Below are 23,807 nucleotides of genomic sequence, written 5' to 3'. Positions count from 1 at the left end.
CGGCCAGCGGCCGGCACTACCACGGCAAGGTTGCCGGCCAGCGGCCGGCACTACCTGGGGAGGCCTGCCCGCGGGGGCGGGCAGGCGCATCCCTTATTTCTTGACCGGGTTGCCTTCGGCGTCGATCACCGTCACCTCGCCCAGGTTCAGCGCACGCACGGCCGCTTCGGTCTGCTTGAGATCACCCACCACCACCCAGGTCAGCGCCTGTGGCTTGATCTCGGCGGCGGCCTGCTGCACCTGCGCCGGGGTCATCGCCTCGATCTCGGCCTTGCGACGCAGCACGTAGTCGTCCGGACGCTTGAACTGCACGATCGAACCGATGGTCGAGGCGACCGCGCTGGCGGTCTCGTAGGCACCGGGCAGGCTCAGGGTCTGGATGTTGCGGATGCGGTTGACCTCGGCGGCGGTGGCCGGCTTGCTGCCATCGGCGAACGCGGCGATTTCCTTGCGCATTTCCGCCATCGCCGGGCCGGTCTTGTCGATCTGCACCGGCGCGCTGGCCATCCACGGGCGCTGGCCCACCGAGTTGATCGCGCTGCTGCGCGCACCGTACGACCAGTGCTTGTCCTCACGCAGGTTCATGTTCAGGCGCGAGGTGAAGTCGCCGCCGATTACGCCGTTGGCAATATCGAAGCGGGTCGAGCTGGTGGCGCTGGACGGCGCCACCACCTGCCCTGCGAACAGGTTGGCCTGCACCGCACCCGGCTGGTCGATCAGGAACACGCGCGGGCCCTTCGGCAATGCCACGTCGGTGGCGGCCTTCACCTGCGGGGCGTCGCCCGCAGCCTTCCAGTCGCCCAGCTGCTTGTCCAGCAGCGGCACGATCTCGGCCAGGGTGGTGTCACCGACTACGATCAGGGTTCCGTTCTGCGGGCGCAGCCAGTCGCGGTGGAAGTCGACCAGGTCTTCGCGGGTCAGGCCGTTGATCGCTGCTTCGTCACCGCTGCCGGTGAACGGAATGGCATACGGGTGGCCCTTGCCGTACAGCAGCGGCGGCAGCACGCGCATCGCCACCGCACCCGGGTTGACCTTCTCCTGCTGGATGCCGGCAATCCAGCTCGCCTTGACCCGGTCGATCTCACCCTGCTCGAAGCGCGGTTCGCGCAGCAGGTCCCGATACAGCGCCAGCGACGGTGCCAGGTTTTCCTTCAGCGCCGACAGGTCCACGCTCATGGAGTCCAGGCCGGCCGAGGCATCCAGGCTGGCGCCCAGTGCGTCAGCAGCATCGGCGAATGCCAGCGAGCCGAGCTTGCCGGCGCCTTCGGTCATCAGGCTCATGGTGAAGTTGGCGGTGCCCGGCTTGCGGCCCTGGTCGGCGCTGAAGCCACCCGGGAACTGGTAGCTGAACTGCACCACCGGAATCTCGTGGCGCTCGGCCAGGATCACCTGGGTGCCGTTCTTCAGCGTGGCGCGCTGCAGCGCAGGGAACTTCAGCTGCGGGAACTCGCGGGTCTGCGGTACGCCGGCCTTGCGGTCGACCTGCTCGGGCAGCGTGCTGTACTTGGGATCCACCGCCGGCACGCTGAACGGCTTCGGCGCCTGGCTCGGGTCTTCCTTCAGCGCCACGCGCTCACCCGGTGCAATCACCAGGGTGTGGCTGCCCTTGTCCAGCCACTGCGCGCCCAGACGGCTCAGATCAGCAGCACTGGCCTTCTCGATGTTGGCCAGCGAGGTGCGGAAGCAGCCCGGGTCGCCGGTGAACACCGCGCACTCGGCCAGTGCGTCGGCCTTGCCGCCGAAGCCGCCGATGCGTTCGATGCCGCGGATGAAACCGGCGCGGGCACCGGTCTTGGCGCGTTCCAGCTCGGCCGCGGTCGGGCCCTGCTTGATCAGCCGGTCCAGTTCCTCGTCGATGATCTTCTCGACCTTGGCAGGGTCCTGGCCCTGCTTGACCGTCGCCATGATCACGAAGTTCGAACCCAGCTGCGACGTCGACAGGCCTGCCGCGATGCTGTCCACCAGCTTGTCCTGGTGCTGCAGGCGCTGGCTCAGCCGCGAGGACTTGGCACCGCCCAGTACCTGCGCGAACAGCTGCAGCTGATCGACCTCGGTGGTACCGACCTGCGGCACGTTCCAGGCGCGGTAGATACGCGCCTGCGGCACCTTGTCGGTCATCGTCTCGCGCGTGTCGGCGCTGCGCTTGGCCACGTTCACCGCCGGCTGCGCCATGGTCGGGCCGGCCGGGATGCTGCCGAAGTACTTGCCAACCTTTTCCTTGGCGGTGGCCAGGTCGATGTCGCCAGCCAGTACCAGCACGGCGTTGTTCGGGCCGTACCAGGTGCGGAACCAGGTCTTCACGTCATCCAGCGACGCCGCGTTCAGATCGTTCATCGAACCGATCACGCCGTGGTGGTACGGGTGGCCAACTGGATACAGCGCCTTGTTGAGCTGGTCCCAGGCCTGGCCGTAGGGCTGGTTCTCGCCCTGGCGCTTCTCGTTCTGCACCACGCCACGCTGCTCGTCCAGCGCCGCCTGGTCGATCGCACCGACCAGATGGCCCATGCGGTCCGATTCCATCCACAGCGCCATGTCCAGCGCAGTGGTGGGCACGTTCTCGAAGTAGTTGGTGCGATCGGTATTGGTGGTGCCGTTCTGGTTGGTGGCGCCGACCTGCTTGAACGGCTCGAAGAATTCGCCGTCGTGGTTTTCGCTGCCCTGGAACATCAGGTGTTCGAACAGGTGCGCGAAGCCGGTGCGGCCGGCCGGTTCGTCCTTGCTGCCGACGTGATACCAGACGTTGACCGCGACGATCGGCGCCTTGCGATCGGTGTGCACGATCACGCGCAGGCCGTTGGGCAGGGTGAACTGCTCATACGGGATATCGACCTTGGCCGGTGCGGCCGGCTTTGCCGCCAACGCATGGGAAGGCACAAGCGTGCCCAGGGCGGTGCTGAGGGCAACGGCCAGCAGCGCAGTGCGCGGGCGAAGGGCGAGATACATATCCGGATCCTTGGTCACATAGGTGAACCCCGATCCTAGCGTGCGCGCGCAACGGCAGGAATCGGTCGCCAGTCACTGGGGGTGTTTGCCCCTGTGCGCCATCCGCAGCGCCGATCTGCCCTGTCCGAGCCGTCACAAGCACCCGCCAGCAACGTCCGGACAGTGTCCGCAACACATCGAATGGACAGGTGTCCGCCCGCCGGACACTTTTCGATGACCATAAAACCCTTGCAAATCAATAATTAAAAGTTGGCACGGGGATTGCTTGGTAGTTCCTGCACCAGGAAGGGCTTCAGACAAAAGCTGACTGAAGACTGAACAAACGCAGGAAATCGAAAATTTTCCTTGCAAGCCCAGAATTGGTGTACTACCTTACTACCACACCACTGATCACCAACACTAAACAGGCCCCGTCATGAACGCCAAGACCATTGCCATCGCCATCGCCCTGATCGCCGGCACCGCGGTTGTTTCGTCGGTGCAGGCCTCCGAATCCATCAAGACCCTGGCCACCGTGCAGGTTCGCCCGGCCGCCGACCAGCTGGCCCAGCAGGCCTGGGAACAGGCCAGCGGCATCCCGACCCTGGCCACCGTGGAAGTGCGCCCAAGTGCCGACCAGCTGGCCGAGCGCAGCGGCTACGTCGCCGCCCCGGTCGCCGCCGCGATGCCGATCACCACCCTGGCCTCGGTGGAAGTGCGCCCGAGCCTGGAGCAGCGCGTCGCCCTGGCCGCCGAGCTGGAAGCCCAGCGCTACGCCGCGACCCTGGCTGCCGCCGCCACCAGCGTCGCCAACCAGGTGATCGTCAACCTGCCGGCCCTGCAGGTGCGTCCGAGCACTGCAGACCTGCAGGCCCTGGCCACCGAAACCGCCCAGGTCCTGCTGCGCCCGTAAGCGGTGCCGCCCTGCCTCGCGCAGGGCGTGCGCCGTAAAGGCGGCGGTCGTCGCAGGTACACTGCGCCGATGAATGCCGCGCCCCAGTTCCACGTGATCCTGTTCCAACCGGAAATCCCGCCCAACACGGGCAATGTGATCCGGCTCTGCGCCAACACCGGCGCGCAGCTGCACCTGGTCGAGCCGCTCGGCTTCGCACTGGAAGACAAGCAGCTCAAGCGCGCCGGCCTGGACTACCACGAGTATTCGCGCCTGCAGGTGCACCCCGACCTGGACACCGCGCTGGCGCGGATCGCACCGAAGCGGTTGTTCGCCCTCAGTACGCGTGCCAGCGTCCGCTATGACAGCGTGGCGTTCGAAGACGGGGATGCCTTCCTGTTCGGCCCGGAAAGCCGCGGCCTGCCGCAGGACGTGCTCGATGCCTTGCCCGATGGCCGCCGCCTGCGCCTGCCGATGCGGCCGGACAACCGCAGTCTCAACCTTTCCAACACCGTTGCCGTGGTGATGTACGAGGCGTGGCGGCAGCACGGGTTTGCCGGCGGGGCGTAACGCCACGCGTCTCTCTTCTGCCTGGTCGTTGCTGTGGCGGGCGCATGCGTTCATGGGCGTTACTTTTCTTTCCGCGCGGAAAGAAAAGTAACCAAAAGAAACGCGCCGCCATCCGCGAGCCGGTGCTGCGCACCGGTGCCCTGCGCTCCTCGGCCCGCCGGGGGACGGCGCGGAACTCGCTGCGCTCAGACACCCGCGCCTCTTCGCCCCCGCCGGACCTGCGGTGCTCGGCTCGCTTCAAGGCGGACCCAACAGCCGCGCGGTACAGGCTGTCCTTGAACCCATCTCGGTACGGTGCGCGGTTCGGTACACCGATCGCTCGCCTGCGAATACGCTACTGGGCAATGCCGGCCAGCGGCCGGCACTACCAACTCAATGCCGGCCAGCGGCCGGCACTACCGGTGCACTCAGAACGCGTTGATGCCGGTCAGTTCGCGGCCGATCACCAGCTGGTGCACGGTCTCGGTGCCTTCATACGTGATCACCGATTCGAGGTTCAGCGCGTGGCGGATCGCCACGTGTTCGGTGGTGATGCCGGCGCCACCCAGCAGGTCACGGCATTCGCGGGCGATGTCGATCGCCATGCGGCAGTTGTTCCACTTGGCCAGGCTGACCTGCTGCGGCTGCAGCTGGCCGGCTTCCTTCAGGCGGCCCAGCTGCAGGGCCAGCAGCTGCGCGGTGGTGATGCGGCGGGCCATCTCGGCCAGCTTGATCTGCGCGCTCTGCGTGGCCGCCAGCGGGCGACCGAACAATACGCGCTCCTTGGCATAACCCAGTGCTTCATCCAGGCAGGCAATCGCCGCACCGATGGGGCCCCAGCTGATGCCATAGCGGGCCTGGGTCAGGCAGCCCAGCGGCCCCTTCAGGCCCTTCACGTTCGGCAGCCGGTGGCTGTCAGGCACGCGCACGTCATCGAAGAACAGCGCCCCGGTCAGCGATGCGCGCAGGCTCATCTTGTGCTTGATCTCCTGCGTGGTGAAGCCGGCCATGCCCTTTTCCAGCACGAAACCCTGGATGCCGTCCTCGGTCTGCGCCCAGACGATGGCCAGGTCGGCCACCGGGCCGCTGGTGATCCACATCTTGCTGCCGCTGATGCGCCAGTCGCTGCCGTCGCGCACCGCGCGGGTCTTCATGCTGGCCGGATCGGAACCCCCATGCGCCTCGGTCAGGCCGAAGCAGCCGATCAGTTCGCCGCGCGCCATCGCCGGCAGCCACTGCTGGCGCTGTTCCTCGCTGCCATAGGCGTAGATCGGGTACATGCACAGCGAGCTCTGCACCGAGACGAAGCTGCGCAGGCCCGAATCGCCGCGCTCCAGCTCCTGGCAGATCAGGCCGTAGCTGACCGCGCCGAGGCCACCACCGCCGTACTCGGTCGGCAGGGTGGCACCGAGCAGGCCCAGTGACGCGATCTCCGGCACCAGTTCATCGGGGAAGCGGGCCTGGTCGAAGGCATCGCCGATGATCGGCAGCACGCACTCGTTGGTGAAACGGGCGACGCTCTCCTGCACCGCGCGCTCTTCCTCGTTGAGCAGGGAACGGACATCGAACAGATCGTACGGATGCAAAGCCATGGCACTCACGCGCAGTCAGGACCGGGCCATTGTCGGTCATCCGGGCAGAGCGTGCCGACCAAGGTCGGCACCCACCAGAGCCGCGGCCCTACGCTGCATTGCAGCAATCCGGGTGTGAACATCGGCGATCTAGCTCGATCACGCGCGTCCCGGTACCCTGACACATTCAAACAACCGTTTCGCCCGTGGCTGCACGCGCGATTCCCAGGCACCGCCGGTGGCCCCGATGCCGGCCCTACCCACGAGTCATGCAATCGATGAGCGCTGAAGCCAACGCCCTGCCCCCGCGTGAAGTAATGGAATTCGACGTGGTGATCGTCGGCGCCGGCCCCGCCGGCCTGGCCACCGCGATCCGCCTGCGCCAGCGCGCGATCGAAGCCGGCCGCGAGTTGTCGGTGTGCGTGCTGGAGAAGGGGTCCGAACCAGGCGCGCACGTGCTGTCCGGCGCGGTGATGGATCCGCGCGCGCTGACCGAACTGTTCCCGGACTGGGCCGAGCGTGGCGCACCGCTGAAGCAGAAGGTCACCCGCGACGAATTCCTGTTCCTCAGCGAAACCGGCGCACGCAGCACGCCCAACGCGCTGCTGCCGGAGTGCTTCCACAACGAAGGCAACTACATCATCAGCCTGGGCGAAGTGACCCGCTGGCTGGCGCAGCAGGCCGAGGCGCTGGAAGTGGCGATCTTCCCGGGCTTCGCCGCCGCCGAAGTGCTGTATGGCGACAACGGTGAAGTGATCGGCGTGGCGACCGGCGACATGGGCATCGAGAAGGACGGCAGCATCGGCCCGGCCTTCGAGCGCGGCATGGCGCTGCACGCCAGGTACACAATCTTCGCCGAAGGCGCACGCGGCCACCTGGGCCGCCAGCTGATCGCTCGCTACAAACTTGACGAAGGCAAGGACCCGCAGGCCTACGGCATCGGCATCAAGGAACTGTGGCAGATCGACCCGGCCAAGCATGAGCCGGGCCTGGTGGTGCATGCTGCTGGCTGGCCGCTGGACAGCGACACCTACGGCGGCGCGTTCCTGTACCACGCCGACGGCGGCAAGGTCGCCATCGGCTACGTGGTCGGCCTGGACTACAGGAACCCGTGGCTGAGCCCGTTTGAAGAGTTCCAGCGTTTCAAGACCCATCCGTCCATCCGCAAGCACCTGGAGGGTGGCACCCGCATCGGTTACGGCGCGCGTGCGATCACCGCCGGTGGCCTGTTGTCGCTGCCGAAGACGGTGTTCCCCGGTGGCGCGCTGGTCGGCTGCGAGGCCGGCTACCTCAACGCCAGCCGCATCAAGGGCAGCCACGCCGCGATCAAGACCGGCATGCTGTGCGCCGACGCCGCGTTCGATGCACTGGCCGCCGACCGCCAGCACGATGAACTGAGTGCCTACCCGACGGCGTTCGAAGCCAGCTGGCTGTTCACCGAACTGCAGCAGGCCAAGAACTTCAAGCAGTGGTTCAAGAAGGGCCAGACCGTGGCCACGCTGATGACCGGCGTGGAGCAGTGGCTGCTTCCCAAGCTGGGCGTGCGCAACCCGCCGTGGACCCTGCACCGCACCCAGCCCGACCACGCCTGCCTGGAACCGGCCGCCAAGCACACCCGCATCGCCTACCCGAAGCCGGATGGCGTGCTGACCTTCGACCGGCTCAGCTCGGTGTTCCTGAGCAGCACCAACCACGACGAGAACCAGCCCAGCCACCTGACGCTGAAGGACCCGAGCATTCCGGTGAAGGTGAACCTGGCCGAGTACGCAGGCCCGGAAGCGCGCTACTGCCCGGCCGGCGTGTACGAGTTCGTCGGCGAAGCCGACAGCGCGCGCCTGCAGATCAACGCGCAGAACTGCGTGCACTGCAAGACCTGCGACATCAAGGACCCCAGCCAGAACATCGTGTGGGTGACCCCGCAGGGCGGCGGCGGCCCGAACTACTCGGGCATGTGAACGCCACAGGCTGCGACCGAGCGTCGCAGCCCGTCGCTTGCCACACACCGCTATCCTGCCCGCCCATGCGTGCATCATTCCTGCTCATCGCTGTTGCCGTGGCCCTGGCCGCCACGGCCTGCCAGCGCCCGCCTGCAGCGCCCGCCCCGCCGGAACAGGCGCAGCAGCAGGCCATGCAACGCGCGTTCGAGTTGTGTGCCGGCTGCCACACCGTGCAGCCTGGCGGCATCCACCGCTTCGGCCCGAACCTGCACGGCGTGATCGGCCGTCGCGCCGGCAGCCTGCCCGACTACGGCTATTCCGACGGCATGCGCCGCGCCGACATCACCTGGTCCGCGCAGACCCTGGATGCGTTCCTGCAGTCACCCACCCATGTTGTACCGGGCACACGCATGTACAACGCCTTCCCCAGCGCCGAACGCCGTGCGCTGGTGATCGCCTACCTGCAGCAGCAGTCGGCTCAGTGAGCCAGGCGCTGCAACTGCTGTTGCAGCCGCGCCACGAATGCCGCCACCGCGGTGAACAACGGCACCGGATCGGTCTCGGCCGCATCCTGCAGGCGCTCGACCAGGGCATTGGCCTGCGCAGCCAGCACCGTCGCTCCCACCGCGCCCAAGCCACCGGCCTGGCGATGCAGGTGCAGCGCGGCAGCCTCACGGTCGCCGGCCTCCAGCGCGCGCTGCACAGCGGCCAGGTCACCTGCACTGGCCTGCAGCAGGCTGTCGCGCAACTGCTCGGCGACCGCGCGTGAGCCGAAGCGCCGCTGCAGGCTGTCCAGATCGGGCAGCGTCCTGTCATCGACGGCAGCGGACTCGGCCAGCGGCTCCTCGAACCGTTGCCCCTGCGCCTGCGGCAACCAGCGCAGCAGTGCCGCGCGCAGTGTCGCCAATGACAATGGCTTGGCCAGCACCTCATCCATCCCGGCTTCACGGCAACGACGTGCATCGTCGTCCAGCACGCTGGCGGTCAGCGCCAGTACGGTCAGCCGCGGCTGGCCGTTGCGGCCTTCGCGTTCGCGCAGCAGGCGGGTGAAGGCGAAACCATCCAGTACCGGCATCCGGCAATCGGTAATGACCAGATCAAAGTGCTCCGATGCCAGGCGATCCAGCCCCTGCTGGCCATCGCCGACCAGCACATGCGGTACACCCAGCTGCTGCAGCCGCCAGGCCATCATCGCCTGGTTGGTCGGATGATCTTCGATCACCAGCACGCGTGCCTGGCGCAGCGCCGGCGGCAGCAGCGCCGCCTGTTCCTGCTCGGCGACCAGCGCTTCAACATCACTGCTGCCGGCTTCCACCAGCGACAGCCGCACCTCGGCGCGGGTGCCCTCGCCCAGCGTGCTGTGCAGTTCCAGCTCGCCGTCCATCATCTGCACCAAGCGCTGGCAGATGCTCAGGCCCAGGCCGGTTCCACCATGGTCGCGCTGGATGTACGCACCGGCCTGGGCAAACGGCGCAAACAGGTGCTGCAGCTGTTCCGGTGCGATGCCGATGCCGGTATCGGTGACGCTCAGGCACAGCGGCTGGCTGCCGTCTTCGGCGGTCGGCCCCAGCACTTCCAGCTGCAGCCGCACTTCGCCGCGCACGGTGAACTTGATGGCGTTGCTGAGCAGGTTGAACACGATCTGGCGCAGGCGCACGCCATCCACTTCGTGCGCGGCTGCCAGCTGCGGATCAATCTGCACGTGCAGGTCCAGCCCACGTGCACTGGCCTGCGCCGACAACAACCGGCACACGCTTTCCAGCAACGGCCGCAGCGGCTGCGGTACCGGCTCCAGCCGCAATGCGTTGGCCTCCAGCCGCGAGTAGTCAAGGATGTCGTCAAGGATCTGCCGGAGCATCTGCGCCGAATCCTCGATCACGCCAAGGATGCGTTTCTGTTCTGCATCCAGCGGTGAGTGCGCCAGCACTTCCAGCATCCCCAGCACGCCACTCATCGGCGTGCGGATCTCATGGCTCATGGTGGCCAGGAAGCGGGATTTCGCCTCGGCCGCCTGCTCGGCCTCGGCCTTGGCTGCGGTCAGGGCATCCGCTTGTGCACGAGCCTCGCTGGCATCCACCCAGTAGCCACTCCAGGTCACCACACCGGCTTCGGCGGCATAGGGTTGCGCCTGGGTGCGCACCCAACGCGGGCCTGCTCCATTGCCCCGCAGGCGGAATTCCAGCATGAGCGGTGCGAACTGGTGCGCGGCCTGTTCGACCGCCTGCAGGATGCGCGCGCGATCGTCCTCTTCGACGCGCTCCAGCAACATCGTGGCGTCCTGCTCAGCCTGCTGTCGGGTGATCCCGAACAGCGCCTGGAGGTCACCGGCAATGAACGGGAAGCGGAGCGTGCCATCAACCTCGCGACGGGCCTGGTAGACCACGGCAGGCAGGTTGTCGGTCACTTCGGCCAGGCGCTGCTCCAGCTGGCGGCGCCCGGCCACCTCGCGGCGCAGGCGCCAGTAGCCGATGCCATGCACCAGCAGCGCGGTCAGCAGCACCAGCAGCAGCGGTACACCCCAGCGCAGCGTGCTTCGCCAGTCGATGCCGTTGTGGTACTCCACCGCCAGCCAGTCGCCGCGCAGCGCTTCGCGCTCGCGTGGCGTCATCTGCAGCAGCAAGCGATCGAAGGTCGTGGCGAGCGCCGCATGCCGGCGCTCCACGGCCAGTGCCAGCTGGTCGTTGAAGCCCGCGGGCGCGGCAACCTGCAGGCGCCCCGGGAAACGCGTGCGCAGCAGGTGGTCGACCAGGGCCAGATTGCCCACGTAGGCGTCGGCCTCGCCATCGATCAGGCGTTGCATGGCCTGTTCGGCGCTGCGCGCGGCGACGATCCTGGCCTGCGGCGCCTGCTGCAGCACGTAACCGCGTACGCGCTCCGGATCCGACAGCAGTACGCGCTTGTCCTGGAGGTCGGACAGGCCCAGCAGCGCCGGGCTGTCGTGGCGGCTGACGATCACGTTCGGCACGCTGATGAAGGGTTGGCTGTACACCCAGTCCGGGCCCAGATAGTGCGAATCGACCGGAATGCCCATCACCGCCTGCAGCTCGCCGCGGCGCGCCTTCTCGCGCACCTCGTACCAGTCATGGCTGTTCTGCGCCTGCAGGTTGGCACCGGCCTGCATCAGCCGCGCCAGGTACTCGCTGGCCAGGCCGCTGGGCCTGCCATCCTCGTCGGCGAACGACAGTGGGGCGGCGTTTGGCGCGAAGCCGATCTTCAACGGCTGTTGCAGAACCCGCTTCTCGGCCTGGCTGAGCGCCAGCTGCGCCGATGCCGACCACTGCGGCAGGGGCAGCCAGCGTTGTGCCAGTGCATCGCGCTGGGCCTGGCTGGTCGCGGCCAGCGCCAGGTCCAGCGCTTCGGCCAGCGGTTGCTTGCTGTTGGGAACGCCGAAGTGCATCCGTTCGGGAGGCAGGTCGCTCGGACGCAGCAGGACGACACCCTGCAGGTGCTGGCGTACGATCAGTTCGGTGGCAACGTAGGCATTGCCTATGTAGACATCAGCTTTGTCGTCTCTGACCATCTGCAGCGCAGCCAATGAGCTGTTTGCGACAAGCTGCACCGCACGCGGGAAACGTGCCCGCACCTGCGGTCCGGTCAGGAAATCCTGCTCGATGACCACCCGCAATCCGTCCAGGTCGGGCATGTTCGAAGCACGCAGATCGCCCGGCCTCCCCACCAGCGCCAACGGCGCCTCGCCATAGGCAGCGGTATAGACCATGCACCGGGTGCGGTCGGCACTGAGACCGACATTCATTACCACGTCGATCTCGCCACGACAGGCCGCATCCAGCACGGATGTCCAGTCGGAATAACGCCTCGCCTCGACCTTCACACCCAGCTGACGGGCGAGAAGCGACAGATAATCCGGCCCCAGGCCAACCTGCTGGCCATCACGGAGGGACTCGAACGGCGGCCAGCCGCTGTCATACTGGCCCACGACGATGCTTGGATGGGCGGCGAGGTACTCGCGCTGCAGGGGACTGAGCGGCAACAGCCCGGGCACTGCCTGTGCCAGCGCCACGGGCAGCACCAGCACGGCCAGCAGCAGGACCAGCCCGCGAACAGCCCAGCTACGCATCGGCGTCGATCTCCTAGAATCCTGACAGGGCCGCGATGGTCGCGGCCCGGCTTGCCCGGTGGCCATACTAGAGCAATGAGCTTGCGCATCATCATCGCAGACGACCACCCTGTGGTCCGTATCGGTACCCGCGCCGTCATCGAATCGAGCGGGGTCGGCCGCGTGGTCGGCGAGGCTGACAGCGCGCAGGCGCTGATGGCCCTGCTCGGCAGCCAACCCTGCGACCTGCTGGTGACCGACTATTCCATGCCGGGCAGCCCACAGGCCGACGGCTTCGCCATGATCGGCATGATCCGCCGCCGCTTCCCCGACCTGCCGGTGCTGATGCTCAGCGTCTCCAACAACCTGGCGATCCTGCGCATGGTGCTCGACAGCGGCGTGCTCGGCCTGGTCGACAAGAGCTCGTCGATGGACGAACTGCCGCAGGCCATCCAGGCGGTCTATCGGGGCCAGCCCTACATCAGCCGGAGCCTGCGTGAGCGGGTCGAGGCTGCGGGCAGCTGGCGCATGCGCGAGGGCGACGGCAAGCCGTTGTCGCCACGCGAGGTGGAAGTGCTGCGGCTGCTCGGCACCGGCATGACGGTGAAGGAGATCTCGCTGCAGCTGCACAAGAGCGTCAGCACCATCAGCCGGCAGAAAGGCGACGCCATGCTCAAACTGGGCCTGAAGGGCGACGCCGAATTGTTCGACTACCTGCGCGACGGCAAGATCTGAGAACCAGATCACACTGTAAGGGCATCTGTCACCGCCCTCTTTGACCGGCCGCCGTTCTGTGCCAAGATGACCCGGCATGGGTTTTCAATGCGAGGTCGAAGGAATCGACCGGCTCATGTCCTCGCTCCCGTCCCAGGTGGATGGGGTGCGGTTTCCTGCCGGCCGTCTGGCCCGGCAACGCTGACCATGGAGAGGCGCATGCATCACCCCCCCGAGCCATGTTGGACCCTGCCGTTGCGGCCCCTGCGCGCATTCGCGGCGTGCCTGCTCGTCTCTCTTTCCGCTGCGGCCTGCAGCGCCGCCGATCCGGCCCCCTCGTCCTCCCAGCCTGGCGCCCCCGTGCAGGCTGCCGATGCGCCCCGACAGGATGTTGCCCCGATGCAGAACACCTCTCCCGACACCGCCGTCACCCCGCCCGACGCGCCGACCGTGATGTATTTCACCTACCAGGTGGACGGTGATGGCGCGACCTCCTACGAGGTCCAGAACGGCAGCGTGGCGACCTTCTGGTTCGGCCACACCTTCACCCTCGATGGCACCACGTATTACACGGGTTTCTCCTGGGATACCCGCGAGCACTACGGCAAGCCGGGCGAGCAGTCGCCGGCCGGTCCGGATGATCGCGCCAACCTCGCCGAGGCCACTTTCGTGCTGGCCGGCGCCGACGCGAAGAAGCCATGGAAGTTCCGCGGCCAGGAATGGACCATCGGCGCGCTGGGCGCGTACGACAAGGCCGACGATGTCGATACCCGGCGCAAGCCGCTTGAACATCGCACCGCCGACGGTCGCCTGCTGCTGGCGGTGCCGACCAGCAGCTTCGACCGCGGCATCAGCAGCACCGGCTATGCACTGCTGCTGTTCAACCCCAAGCGCAGCGAAGACGACGTGGACAGCAAGGTCTGGCGCTATGTCGGCTCGGTGCGTACGGGCGAGGACAACAGCGCCGCCTGCGACGAAGGCAACGTAATGCCCTGCACCGACCGCGATGGCGAACTGGCCTTCGCTGCCGACGGCAACGGCCTGCCGCGACTGACCGTGACCTTCAAGGGCACCACCATCGAAGGCCCCGGCAAGACCCGTGCGCTGGGTGCCGGCGACGCCGTGCACTACACCTTCGACAGCGCGACCCAGCAGTACGTCGCGCCCTGATAGCACCCGCCCACGCGCGGGTTTCCTGTTGACCGACATGTTCTTGACTCACGGATGAGTCCGGTTGGCGATTCGCGGCATGCGCCGCTCCATCAACCCCGAGGAAAACGTCATGGCACAGCATGACTACAGCAGAAAGGAAGTCCTGGACATCGTCGAGCAGGTCGCCCGGCAGAAAGGCCTTCCGGTCGATGACTTCATGCGCTTCGCGCACATCGAGACCGGCGGCACCTTCAACGAGCGCGCCCACAACACCTCGTCCGGCGCCAAGGGCCTGTTCCAGTTCGTGCCCGGCTCCGCGCGCCAGTACCACCTGACCGGCCACGAGTTCGACCCGACCCGCAACACCGAAGCGGCCGCAAAGATGTACCAGGACAACCTGGACTCGATGGCACGCCGCAACGAGCGCACCGGCCACCCGTACCTGTCCGGAGGCAGTACGCCGACCGGCCTGGACCTGTACCTGGCCCACCAGCAGGGCAGCGCCGGCTATGGCTCGGTGCAGACCGCGATTGCCACCGGCACCTTCGGCGTGGTCCGCAACGGCCACGGCGAAGAGATCAACATGCGCCGCAACGTGCTGAACCAGATCGGTTCCGACGCGAAGGCGCTGACCGGCCACACCCTGGCCGAGATGCGCGGCATGAACGATGGCGAACTGGCGCGGGCGTTCTCCAGCTACTACATCCACAAGTACGCGGCGATCAGCATTCCGGAAAAGAACATCGCCCCGCAGACAGTGGCGCCGGGCCAAAGCCAGGCCCCGGCAGCGCCTGCACAGGCCAGCGCAGCCGTGGCGGCGGGTGCAGCCACGCTGGCGGCAACCACAGCGGCGGCTACCGCGCCGAAGCCGGGCATCGAACTGCACGCCGCCTACGAGGCCGGCGTGAAGTACGACCACGTGAAGTACGCCATCAACATTCCGGGTCACGCGCTGTACGTACCGGGCAAGACCGGCAAGAACGTGGAGCAGGGTTACATCGACTGCTCCGGCTGGGTCGGCACGCTGCAGAACCGCACCATGGACGAGATCAACCAGAAGGCCGGGCATGCGGTCTTCAGCAAGGCCGATCGCATCGACCTGGGCAACCTCGGTTCCGGCGGCATCGTGCGCAAGGCATTCGACCAGTCCGGCGTGCTGCTTGACCGCGACGCGATCCTCAAGCCCGGTGCGCTGAAGGAAGGCATGATCATCGGTCTGGATACGGCCAGGACCCGCCACGAGCACTGGAACGGCATCGACCACATCGTGATGGTGGTGCGCGACCCCAACACCGACAAGCTGCTGATCAGCCAGTCCTCCGGCAGCAAGGGCGTGCACACCATGCCGGTCGAGGACTACCTCAAGCAGGTGAAGGACCACCCGAACTGGAAGCTGTACGCCTCCGATCCGCTGTCCAAGGCGCGCGACCTGCTGGAAAACCGCACCCCGTCGCACGAGCAGACCCAGGGCAAGCCTGCCGCCGAGCACAAGGCCGCTGCCACGCCGCACGCCGAACTGTACAAGCAGGGCGCGCACAGCGAAGGCGTGCGCAAAGTGCAGGAACAGCTGGGCCACCTGGGCTACGTCGGTGCCGACGGCAAGCCGCTGGTCGAGGATGGCCGCTTCGGCCGCAACACCGACGCGGCGGTGCGCCAGCTGCAGAAGGACAACGGCCTGGTGGCCGACGGCATTGTCGGGGCGAAGACGCTGGAGGCCATCAAGGAAGCCCGCGAGCGCCCGCTGCTGAACGACGAACGGCACCCGCGCAATCCGCTCTTCATCCAGGCCAGCAAGGGTCTGGAACTGTTGCCGGCCGGCACCTTCAAGGATCGCCACGCGCTGGAAAGCGCCGCGGCGGCCCTGACCAAGGAGGCGCATGCCGCCGGCCTGCAGCGCATCGACACGGTGGTGCCCAGCCCGAACGGTGAACGCCTGTTTGCCGTGCAGGGCACGATCGGTGACCCGGCGGCCAGCCGCGTGGCGGTGGAGGCCCGAGCCGCCAGCGAGCAGAGCATCGCGCTCAGCAGCGGTGCCGTGCAGGGCGCGCCTAACGTGCTGCACCAGCAGCAGGACGCCCAGCAGGAGCAGGCCCGGCAGGCACAGAAGGCGATGGGCGTCTAAGCCCGCAACGCCTTGGCAGAGAAGGGAGGGCCACGTCCGCGTGGCCTTTTCCCATTCTGCCAGCTGAGCGGCCGAGGCCGCTTTCAGCCTTGCTTCATGCCGCCTGCCGCTAGATGAATGCGCAAGCCGCACGGTGGACCAGGCAATGTTCCGGCAATGTTGGAACGCCAGCGTGGTCTCCACGGCAGCCGGGGCGCCCGCGCCCTCCCTGCCCAGCGTGGCATGCACCTCACAGGAGAACGAACATGCTCAGTACTTCCACACTCAGCTTCCGTGGTCTGGCGATGGCCCTGGCACTGGTGGCCGGTATCGCCGTGGTCAGCGATGCCAGCGCGATGTCGAGGAAGGACAAGCGCACCCTGGTCGGCGCCGTGGTCGGTGGCGTGGCCGGCAACCTGCTCTCCAACGGTGATCCGGCTGCCACCGTCGGCGGCGCCGTGGCCGGCGGCGCGATCGGCAACCTGACCACCTCCGACCGCCGCGACCGCCGTTACTACGACAATCACCGTTACGACGACCGCTACGATCGCCGTTACGACCGTGGCTACTACCGCAGCGGCTACTACGACCGCGGTGATGACCGTCGCTGGCAACGCGAGCGCTACTACGACAACCGCTACTACCACGACCGCGGTCGCCATCGCGGCTGGTAAGCAGCGCGGCATCTTCCATGCCGATGCACGGACGGGCGGGTCGATGACCCGCCCGTTTGCGTTGGCCGCGTGCATGGCGTTGAATGCGCAGCCTTGGATGTGACTTTCCCCACTGGGGCTGCGGCATGACTTCTTCCTCCCACCGCGTGCAGGGCCTCAACAACGACGAGGTCGCTGCCGACTGGCCACCGATCAGCGCGGCGGACATCGCGTGGCTGCGCCAGCGCTACCCGCAGCTGCACATCGGCAGCGAACCGCGCTGGCACAGCCCGCGGCCGCTGTCGGCTGCCGCCATCGTCAACGGCGCGAACGGCGCGGTGTTCGTCAAGCGCCATCACCACAGCGTGCGCAGTGCGGCCTGCCTGGAAGAAGAGCACCACTTCATCGCCCATCTCGCCGCAGCGGGCGTACCGGTGGTGCAGGTGCTGCCAGCGGCCGATGGCCACACTGCGGCCGAACATGGCGAATGGACGTTCGAGCTGCATGCGATCGGCGTCGGCGAGGACCTGTACCGCGACGCCGTGTCGTGGTCGCTGCTGACCGATGTCGCGCAGGCCCGCGGAGCCGGGCGCACACTCGCGCAGCTGCACCGGGCCGCCGCCAGCTACCACGCGCCCCAACGCAGCACCCATGTGCTGGTCGCGCGCGACGATCTGATCCGTGCCGACGATCCGATCGCGGCCATCAAGGCAGGGCTGCACGAGCGTCCCGGGCTGGCCCGCTATCTCGCGCGCATTCCATGGGAAGCGCAGCTGCAGCGCGACGTGCTGCCGTGGCATGCCGGCCTGGCCGAGCGCCTGCGCGATGAGCCACGATTGTGGGCGCACAACGACTGGCACGTTTCCAACCTGCTGTGGCGCGATGGGCAGATCAGTACCGTGCTGGATTTTGGCCTGGCCTCGCCCACCAGTGCGCTGTTCGACCTCGCCACGGCGATCGAGCGCAACGCGGTGGCGTGGCTGGAACTGGAGCGCGGCATGGAGACGGTGCGCATCGATATCGCGCTGGCCCTGCTCGACGGCTATCGCCAGGTGCTGCCGCTGTCGGCGGCACGCGTGCACCTGCTGGCCGACCTGCTGCCGATGGTTCATTTCGACTTCGCACTGTCCGAAGTGGAGTACTTCGAAGGCGTCACCGGCTCGACCGCCAATGCCGACGTCGCGTGGCAGCCCTTCATGCTGGGGCATCCGGCGTGGTTCCACAGCGCGCCGGGACAGGCACTGCTGCAGGCGCTGCACGCGGCGGCGTGACCCGGTTGGCGCACCATTGGGGTCAGATCCCTTTCCTGCGGAAAGGGATCTGACCCCGCAGCCTGGACCCCGCAGCCTGAAGGACGCCGGCTCGCAAATCCGTACCATTTGTAGTGAAATGGTCACCTGAAGCGGGGGTGCCTGGATCTGCCAGGCTGAGAGAGTCCCTTGGAACCTGATCCGGTTTGCACCGGCGTAGGGAGCTTTGAGCCGCAGCCACACCCCCATCATGGGCCCTGTGCACCTGCGCGCCGTCGCTTCGTCTCCCTTGTTGTCCGAAGACGAACCGAATGAACCGCTGCCTGCGCCCCACCCTGCTCTCCCTCGCCCTCTGCGCTGCGCTGCCACTGCACGCCAGCGAGGCCGATGCGTCCCCTGATGCGGCTGCCACCGGCGCCGAGCGCTCGCCCACCGAACTGGCGGCGGTACGCGTGCAGGCCGGCAAACCGAAGGCCGATACCTCACGCGTGAACGCCTTCGGTGGCGGCAGCTGGAAGGACACGCCGGCCTCGGTGAACGTGCTTGAGCGCGATTACCTGGACCGTCGCCAGGTGCGTTCGCTGTCCGAGCTGGCCAGCAACGATGCCTCGCTGGGTGATGCGTATGCGCCGGTGGGTTACTACCAGAACGTCGCCATCCGTGGCTTTGCCCTGGACGCCGCCACCGGCTACCGCTTCAACGGCCTGTCCATCGCCGGCGAACAGCGCCTGGCGCTGGAGAACGTGCAGTCGGTTGAAATCCTCAAGGGCGAAGCCGGCCTGGCCGCAGGCGTGATGGCGCCGGGCGGCATCATCAACTACATCGGCAAGCGCCCGGCCGAAGTGCGCACCGCCACGCTCGGTACCGATTCGGAAGGCTCGCGCTACGTCGCCGTCGATGTCGGCCACTGGATCACCCCGCGTTTCGGCCTGCGCCTGAATGCCGCATGGGATTCCAGCAACTCCTATGTCGAGCACGCCGACGGTCGCCGCAACTTCTACTCGCTGGCCGCCGACTGGCTCATTGGCGAGCGCGGCAAGCTGGAAGTGGATGCCAATTACCAGACCAGCTCGCAGCGTTCGGTGTCCGGCTACCAACTGCTGGGCGCACGCGACCTGCCGCGTGGCGTCGACCGCGAACACCTGCTGGGTTACCAGCCGTGGCAGCGCCCGGTGGATATCGCCAGCACCAACATCACCGCGCTGCATACCTACGACTTCAACGAGGCCTGGCAGTCGCGCATCTCGGTCGGCCACAGCCGTTCGGTGATCGATGACAACGTCGCCTTCGCCTACGGCTGCTACTACGCCGTGCTGTGCGCCGATGGCAGCGTGCCGGGCAACTACTTCGCGCCCAACGGCGACTATGACGTCTACGACTACCGCAGCCCGGACGACACCCGTCGCAACCAGCAGGCCCGTGCCGAGCTGCGTGGCCGCTTCGAGACCGGCAGCGTCGGCCATGAGCTGACCGTCGGTGCCGACTACTTCCGGCGCACCGTGGACAAGCGCCCGAGCGTCAACGAGTACGTCGGCACCAGCAACATCCACGAAGCACCGGTGCCGGTATTCGCGCCGTCGCCGAAGATGCCGGGACCGTCCGCACAGCGCCTGGACAGCCGCCAGACCGCGTTCTTCGCGCTGGACCGGATCAGCTTCGGCGATGACTGGCAGTGGCTGGCCGGTGGCCGCTTCGTGCGCCTCGATGAGCGCGCCTACGACAAGCGTGGCACCCCGCAGCGGCACAGCCGCCTGTCGCGCTTCCTGCCGCAGACTGCGGTGGTGTGGAAGGCCACCGACCAGCTCAATGCCTATGCCAGCTACGTGCGCGGCATTTCGCTGGGCCAGGAAGCGCCGTTCTGGACCAGCAACGCCGACACCTTCCTGCCGTCGGTGCAGTCGCGGCAGCTGGAAGTGGGCGTGAAGTACGTGCCGGTCGAAGCGCTGACCCTGGGCGCGGCCGTGTTCCGCATTTCGCAGCCGTACCAGTACGCCAAGCCCGACAGCAGCGACGTCGGCTACACCTTCGTCGAGGAAGGCACGCAGACCCACACCGGCCTGGAGCTGACCGCCAACGGCCAGCTGACCGATGCGCTGCAGATCGTGGCCAGCGCCAGCGTGCTGCAGGCGCGCGCGCGCGACACCGGCACGCCGGCCTATGAAGGCCATCAGCTGGTGAACGTGCCGAAGGTGCGCGCCAGCGTGCACCTGGCCTATGCGCTGCCGTTCGTGCAAGGCCTGGACGTGACCGGCGGCTGGCGCTATGCCGGTGCCAACGTGGCCCGCGCCGACGGTGGCGTGCGCGCACCCGACTATTCAGTGTTCGACGCTGGCCTGCGTTTCCAGCATCGCCTGCGCGAGCGCGCAGTGACCTGGAACCTGTCGGTGGACAACGTGTTCAACCGCTTCTACTGGCGCGATACCGGCAGCAGCGGCGGTGACTACTACCTGTTCCCCGGCGCACCGCGACAGGCCCGCCTGTCGGTGACGTTCGCGCTGTGAGCGGCGTGATGCTCGAGTGGACCGCCGCACTGTGCAGCATCCTCGGCGTCTGGCTGATGGCCCGGCGCCGGCTGGCGGCGTGGCCGGTGGGCCTGCTGTCGGTGGCGCTGTATGGCCTGGTGTTCGCCGAGGCCAAGCTGTACTCGGACACCCTGCTGCAGGTCGCCTTCGGTGGTTTCCTGGTCTATGGCTGGCTCAACTGGCGACAGCATGCCGCCGATGAGGGCAGCATCCGCATCGTGCCGCTGGCGCGCGGCACGCTGCTGCGCGACCTGTCCATCGGCCTGTGCGGTGGCGTGGCGCTGGGTGCGGCCATGCACAGCTTCACCGACGCTGCCCTGCCGTGGTTGGATGCGCTGCTGACCGGTCTGAGCCTGGTCGGGCAATGGTGGCAGGCACGCCGCCACGTGGCCTGCTGGTGGGTGTGGATCGCAGTGGACGTGGTCTATGTGGGTGCGTACCTGTTCAAGTCGCTGCACGTGACCGCCGCGCTGTACGTGTTCTTCCTCGGCCTGGCCGTGTTCGGCCTGCGCGCATGGAGCGCCGCCGCTCGCGAGCCACAGGTGGCAACCCGGTAGAGCCACGCCATACGTGGCTGGGCTACCGGTAGTCGCCAACCTTGGTTGGCGTGCGTGCCGACCAAGGTCGGCATCTACCCAGAACATCCACGCATGGCGTGGATCTACTGGGTAAGCACCAAACCCAGCCGCAGCGGCTGGCGCATGTCGGCCGGTGGCGCGGCCTGCAGGGGTGCACTCTGCAGGGTCGCGCGCAGGGCGGCGTCGACCTGGGTATCACCCAGGCTGTCGAATTCCAGCTTCGAAATGCGGCCATCCGCCGCGATCCACACGCTCACCGGCAACGGCGTCGGCGCGTCCGGATGTGCCTGCAGCCATTCCAGCACGCGCTGCGCCTGCGGGTCCTGCTCCTGCTGCAGGCGCTGCTGCAGCTGCCCCCCCACGGCGGCGGCATAGGCCATCCAGTGTGCAGGAGCTTCCTGCGCGGACACCCCGGCGCTCCCCAGTGCCAGCGCACCGAACAACGCGGCCAGTGGCCGCCACCAGCGGCGTGCACCGGTTGTGTTCCTTGCCATCGCCATCGCCCGCCCCTGCGCTCTCATCCAACGGCTGATGGTCGGCGCGGTAGATGACAGGCAGATGGCGGCCGCTGCTACTCGGCGCGATCAGTCGCCCAGGTCGGCCAGCACCTTGCGCGAGGGCGCGAAGAAGGTCACGCCGGTGGTGGCGGTGGAGAAGTCGAGGATGCGGTCGTGCAGCGGTGCGGGATTGCCGATGAACATGCGCTCGAGCATCTTCTCGATCACCCACAGGCGGCGCGTGTAGCCGATGAAGTAGGTGCCGTACTCGCCGCGACCCGGGTTGGCGAACGGCATGTTGTCGCGCAGGATCTCGTGCTCGCCGTCGGCATCCTCGATGGTGCACAGCGTCTTGTGCGACTTCTGCGCATCGGCCGGCGCATCGTCCAGCTCGATGTTGTCGTGCTTGGTACGACCGATGATTGCTTCCTGCGCCTCGGTCTTCTGCGCGCGCCAGGCATCGAGGTTGTGCAGGTACTTCTGCACCACCACGTAACTGCCGCCGGCATGTTCCGGATCCTCTTCACCCACGATGGTGGCTTCCGGCAGTGACAGCCCTTCCGGGTTGGCGGTGCCGTCGACGAAATCGAGCAGGTCGCGGCCATCGAAATAGCGGAAGCCGGCCACGTCATCGACCGTCTCCACCGCATCGCCAAAGGCCATCAGCAGGTTGCGCTCGAACGCCACGATCAGATCCATCGTGCGTGCACGGATGTGGTACAGCAGGTCGCCCGGCGTGGACACGGCCGTGTGGGTCGCGCCCTTGATCTCGCGGAACGGCTGCAACTCGCGCGGCGGCGTGGTGCCCACCAGCGGCTGCCACACGCGGTGGCCGATGGCCACGTTGCAGGTGAAGGTGCGTTCGATCTCGCGGATGGCGGTGTTCTTGATCAGGTCGTCGGTGCTGGCCAGCACCTCGCGTGCCTTGGCGATCGACGCCTCGTCATCCTTCACCTTCAGCACCAGAAACGCCGCCGAATGGGTCAGTGGCGCGGTGATCTGCTGCGGCTCGTTGTCGAGCGTATGGTTGACGGCGGTGATCGGTGCGGGCTGGGAGTTCACGGCGGTTCCTGCTGGCTTGAGGCGGACGCATCGCGTGTGGCGATGTGCGGGCGATCATAGCGGAACCGCCTGACCGGGGACGGAGCGGTTCTCGTTCCGTCCACCGGCGAAGCTACGAAGGCCTCAGTCCACATCACTCCAGACCGCCAGTTCGTAGCCATCCAGATCGCGGAAGTGGAAGCGGCGACCACCCGGGAAGGCGAACACCGCCTGCACTACCTCGCCACCGGCGGCCACTACGCGTTGCTGCGCATCGGCCAGGTCCGCGCAGTAGAGGATCACCAGCGGCCCCCCGTGGGCACGCACCGGCGCGTCGGCCACGAAGCCACCTTTCAGACGGCCGTCGTCGAACTCGGTGTAGGCCGTGCCGTAGTCCGTGAAATGCCAGCCGAACACCTCGCCGTAGAAGCGCTTGCTACGGGCAATGTCGGCGACGTTGAATTCGATGTTGTCGATGCGGCGTTCGGCATCGTGGGGCGCGGCAGGATTCATGGCGAGGCTCCGTGGTGGGAGCCCAGCATCGATCAATGCAGCACAGTGGTCTTGAACAAAACGGCCATCATTGTCCCCACTCCAGGCGCAGCTCGCTGGCGGTCATGCCCGCCAGTTCACGCGCCTCGCGGCTGAGATGGGCCTGGTCGGCATAGCCGGCATCAGCGGCCAGCATCGCCAGCGAGTGCTGCGGCAGCGCACGGCTGTGGCGCAGGAAACGTTGCAGCCGCAGGATCCGCTCCAGCGTCTTGGCGCCGTAGCCGAACTGCGACTGGCTGAAACGCCGCAGGCTGCGCGGGCTCAGGCCCAAATGCGCCGCCAGCGTATCCAGCGTGGCATTACCCGCGGCGAGCGCCTGGAACAGGACATGGGCGCGCCGCGCCGGCGTATCGAGCGCGGCCGCACCCATGTGCTGTTGCAGGCAGTGCGCCATTCGCTGCAGGCGCTGTGCAGGCGCGGTGTCGCCAATGGAGGCCGCCGCCTTGTTCACCCACGCGCCCTTCAGGTCGGCCAGTGGCACGGCCTGGCCGATGATCCCGGCCAAGGGCAGGCCCAGCGCGGCCAATGCCTGGCCGGGACGGAAGCGTGCGCCCAGCACCTGCGCACCGGGTGCCAGCGCCGGGTGCGCGGCCACGCGGTCCGGGCCGACGACGAACAGCGCACCGTCGCGCCAGAGGATATCCACGCAGCCATCGGGCAATACGGTGATGTGTCCATCGGCATCGGCAGGAAGCTGGCTCTGCCACAGCTGGCCAAAGTGGCCGCGCAGCGGCGCAGGCGCCAGATGCTCCTGGTAGGTCGTGCCGGTGCCTGCAAGAGAGGAAGGGTCGCCCATGCCGCATTGTGGCGCCACGGGGC

Annotated in this window: 18 protein-coding genes and 1 riboswitch; of the genes, 11 read left to right on the top strand and 7 right to left on the bottom strand. The window is 67.4% G+C overall.

The window, feature by feature from the left end; all coding sequences use genetic code 11:
* Positions 1-93 precede the first annotated feature (93 nt).
* The gene (locus AC5P9F_RS13765) at positions 94-2,943 is read right to left on the bottom strand and encodes a M16 family metallopeptidase (protein ID WP_274850009.1); all 2,850 of its coding nucleotides are present in this window, start codon (positions 2,941-2,943) and stop codon (positions 94-96) included.
* A 415-nt stretch (positions 2,944-3,358) separates the two neighbouring features.
* Here AC5P9F_RS13765 and AC5P9F_RS13760 point away from each other — a divergent pair, with 415 nt between their 5' ends.
* On the top strand, positions 3,359-3,835 hold the full coding sequence (locus AC5P9F_RS13760; protein ID WP_043034977.1) for an XAC0231 family protein: 477 nt from the start codon (positions 3,359-3,361) through the stop codon (positions 3,833-3,835).
* A 69-nt stretch (positions 3,836-3,904) separates the two neighbouring features.
* On the top strand, positions 3,905-4,384 hold the full coding sequence (locus tag AC5P9F_RS13755; protein ID WP_005407625.1) for a tRNA (cytidine(34)-2'-O)-methyltransferase: 480 nt from the start codon (positions 3,905-3,907) through the stop codon (positions 4,382-4,384).
* A 407-nt stretch (positions 4,385-4,791) separates the two neighbouring features.
* Here the strand turns inward: AC5P9F_RS13755 and AC5P9F_RS13750 are convergent, their stop codons facing one another.
* Entirely contained in the window at positions 4,792-5,955 is a 1,164-nt protein-coding gene (locus AC5P9F_RS13750) for an acyl-CoA dehydrogenase family protein (RefSeq protein WP_049459756.1), read from the bottom strand.
* A 257-nt stretch (positions 5,956-6,212) separates the two neighbouring features.
* Between AC5P9F_RS13750 and AC5P9F_RS13745 the strand changes: the two genes are divergently transcribed.
* Together AC5P9F_RS13745 and AC5P9F_RS13740 are read left to right on the top strand one after the other, a co-directional pair.
* Complete coding sequence (locus AC5P9F_RS13745) at positions 6,213-7,889, top strand: electron transfer flavoprotein-ubiquinone oxidoreductase (protein ID WP_043034974.1); 1,677 nt, start codon at positions 6,213-6,215, stop codon at positions 7,887-7,889.
* Between the two features lie 65 nt (positions 7,890-7,954).
* Complete coding sequence (locus tag AC5P9F_RS13740; RefSeq protein ID WP_012478764.1) at positions 7,955-8,356, top strand: c-type cytochrome; 402 nt, start codon at positions 7,955-7,957, stop codon at positions 8,354-8,356.
* Here the strand turns inward: AC5P9F_RS13740 and AC5P9F_RS13735 are convergent.
* On the bottom strand, positions 8,350-11,949 hold the full coding sequence (locus AC5P9F_RS13735; RefSeq protein ID WP_274850008.1) for an ATP-binding protein: 3,600 nt from the start codon (positions 11,947-11,949) through the stop codon (positions 8,350-8,352). The genes AC5P9F_RS13740 and AC5P9F_RS13735 overlap by 7 nt on opposite strands.
* A 75-nt stretch (positions 11,950-12,024) precedes the next feature.
* Here AC5P9F_RS13735 and AC5P9F_RS13730 point away from each other — a divergent pair, with 75 nt between their 5' ends.
* From AC5P9F_RS13730 to pnuC, 7 genes are all read left to right on the top strand, one after another.
* Positions 12,025-12,663, top strand: a complete 639-nt coding sequence (locus AC5P9F_RS13730; protein WP_005407620.1) for a response regulator — start codon at positions 12,025-12,027, stop codon at positions 12,661-12,663.
* Positions 12,664-13,041: 378 nt separating this feature from the next.
* Entirely contained in the window at positions 13,042-13,812 is a 771-nt protein-coding gene (locus tag AC5P9F_RS13725; RefSeq protein ID WP_495231987.1) for a hypothetical protein, read from the top strand.
* A 112-nt stretch (positions 13,813-13,924) separates the two neighbouring features.
* Entirely contained in the window at positions 13,925-15,916 is a 1,992-nt protein-coding gene (locus AC5P9F_RS13720; protein WP_495231988.1) for an XVIPCD domain-containing protein, read from the top strand.
* Positions 15,917-16,161: 245 nt separating this feature from the next.
* Positions 16,162-16,569 carry a glycine zipper 2TM domain-containing protein gene (locus tag AC5P9F_RS13715; RefSeq protein WP_060380664.1) on the top strand — a complete coding sequence of 136 codons (408 nt, stop codon included), beginning with the start codon at positions 16,162-16,164 and terminating at the stop codon, positions 16,567-16,569.
* Between the two features lie 125 nt (positions 16,570-16,694).
* Complete coding sequence (locus AC5P9F_RS13710; protein ID WP_154329132.1) at positions 16,695-17,819, top strand: phosphotransferase enzyme family protein; 1,125 nt, start codon at positions 16,695-16,697, stop codon at positions 17,817-17,819.
* Positions 17,820-17,942: 123 nt separating this feature from the next.
* Positions 17,943-18,038: riboswitch (TPP riboswitch) on the top strand.
* A 71-nt stretch (positions 18,039-18,109) separates the two neighbouring features.
* Positions 18,110-20,299 (top strand): TonB-dependent receptor, encoded by a 2,190-nt coding sequence (locus AC5P9F_RS13705; RefSeq protein ID WP_012478758.1) that lies wholly within the window; start codon positions 18,110-18,112, stop codon positions 20,297-20,299.
* Between the two features lie 8 nt (positions 20,300-20,307).
* Positions 20,308-20,877, top strand: coding sequence for a nicotinamide riboside transporter PnuC (gene pnuC / locus AC5P9F_RS13700; RefSeq protein ID WP_024956293.1), 570 nt, complete (start codon positions 20,308-20,310; stop codon positions 20,875-20,877).
* Between the two features lie 104 nt (positions 20,878-20,981).
* Here the strand turns inward: pnuC and AC5P9F_RS13695 are convergent, their stop codons facing one another.
* From AC5P9F_RS13695 to AC5P9F_RS13680, 4 genes are all read right to left on the bottom strand, one after another.
* The gene (locus AC5P9F_RS13695) at positions 20,982-21,398 is read right to left on the bottom strand and encodes an energy transducer TonB (RefSeq protein ID WP_012478756.1); all 417 of its coding nucleotides are present in this window, start codon (positions 21,396-21,398) and stop codon (positions 20,982-20,984) included.
* A gap of 84 nt (positions 21,399-21,482) precedes the next feature.
* Positions 21,483-22,457, bottom strand: a complete 975-nt coding sequence (locus tag AC5P9F_RS13690; RefSeq protein ID WP_012478755.1) for a Dyp-type peroxidase — start codon at positions 22,455-22,457, stop codon at positions 21,483-21,485.
* Positions 22,458-22,580: 123 nt separating this feature from the next.
* Positions 22,581-22,949, bottom strand: coding sequence for a VOC family protein (locus tag AC5P9F_RS13685; protein ID WP_012478754.1), 369 nt, complete (start codon positions 22,947-22,949; stop codon positions 22,581-22,583).
* A 67-nt stretch (positions 22,950-23,016) separates the two neighbouring features.
* Complete coding sequence (locus AC5P9F_RS13680) at positions 23,017-23,784, bottom strand: helix-turn-helix transcriptional regulator (protein ID WP_329755562.1); 768 nt, start codon at positions 23,782-23,784, stop codon at positions 23,017-23,019.
* Between the last annotated feature and the right edge of the window lie 23 nt (positions 23,785-23,807).

The organism is Stenotrophomonas sp. YJH_SMC_4 (assembly GCF_059371575.1).
This window is presented reverse-complemented; position numbering and strand designations above follow the sequence as displayed.

What these genes read in the sequence shown, in the direction of transcription:
- AC5P9F_RS13720 (WP_495231988.1), top strand. Translation starts at nt 13,925, where the DNA reads ATGGCACAGCATGACTACAGCAGAAAGGAAGTCCTGGACATCGTCGAG.
- AC5P9F_RS13760 (WP_043034977.1), top strand. Translation starts at nt 3,359, where the DNA reads ATGAACGCCAAGACCATTGCCATCGCCATCGCCCTGATCGCCGGCACC.
- AC5P9F_RS13695 (WP_012478756.1), bottom strand. Translation starts at nt 21,398, where the DNA reads ATGGCGATGGCAAGGAACACAACCGGTGCACGCCGCTGGTGGCGGCCA.
- AC5P9F_RS13685 (WP_012478754.1), bottom strand. Translation starts at nt 22,949, where the DNA reads ATGAATCCTGCCGCGCCCCACGATGCCGAACGCCGCATCGACAACATC.
- AC5P9F_RS13735 (WP_274850008.1), bottom strand. Translation starts at nt 11,949, where the DNA reads ATGCGTAGCTGGGCTGTTCGCGGGCTGGTCCTGCTGCTGGCCGTGCTG.
- AC5P9F_RS13725 (WP_495231987.1), top strand. Translation starts at nt 13,042, where the DNA reads ATGCAGAACACCTCTCCCGACACCGCCGTCACCCCGCCCGACGCGCCG.
- AC5P9F_RS13680 (WP_329755562.1), bottom strand. Translation starts at nt 23,784, where the DNA reads ATGGGCGACCCTTCCTCTCTTGCAGGCACCGGCACGACCTACCAGGAG.
- AC5P9F_RS13765 (WP_274850009.1), bottom strand. Translation starts at nt 2,943, where the DNA reads ATGTATCTCGCCCTTCGCCCGCGCACTGCGCTGCTGGCCGTTGCCCTC.
- AC5P9F_RS13710 (WP_154329132.1), top strand. Translation starts at nt 16,695, where the DNA reads ATGACTTCTTCCTCCCACCGCGTGCAGGGCCTCAACAACGACGAGGTC.
- AC5P9F_RS13755 (WP_005407625.1), top strand. Translation starts at nt 3,905, where the DNA reads ATGAATGCCGCGCCCCAGTTCCACGTGATCCTGTTCCAACCGGAAATC.
- AC5P9F_RS13715 (WP_060380664.1), top strand. Translation starts at nt 16,162, where the DNA reads ATGCTCAGTACTTCCACACTCAGCTTCCGTGGTCTGGCGATGGCCCTG.
- AC5P9F_RS13750 (WP_049459756.1), bottom strand. Translation starts at nt 5,955, where the DNA reads ATGGCTTTGCATCCGTACGATCTGTTCGATGTCCGTTCCCTGCTCAAC.
- AC5P9F_RS13740 (WP_012478764.1), top strand. Translation starts at nt 7,955, where the DNA reads ATGCGTGCATCATTCCTGCTCATCGCTGTTGCCGTGGCCCTGGCCGCC.
- AC5P9F_RS13705 (WP_012478758.1), top strand. Translation starts at nt 18,110, where the DNA reads ATGAACCGCTGCCTGCGCCCCACCCTGCTCTCCCTCGCCCTCTGCGCT.
- AC5P9F_RS13730 (WP_005407620.1), top strand. Translation starts at nt 12,025, where the DNA reads ATGAGCTTGCGCATCATCATCGCAGACGACCACCCTGTGGTCCGTATC.
- AC5P9F_RS13745 (WP_043034974.1), top strand. Translation starts at nt 6,213, where the DNA reads ATGAGCGCTGAAGCCAACGCCCTGCCCCCGCGTGAAGTAATGGAATTC.
- pnuC (WP_024956293.1), top strand. Translation starts at nt 20,308, where the DNA reads ATGCTCGAGTGGACCGCCGCACTGTGCAGCATCCTCGGCGTCTGGCTG.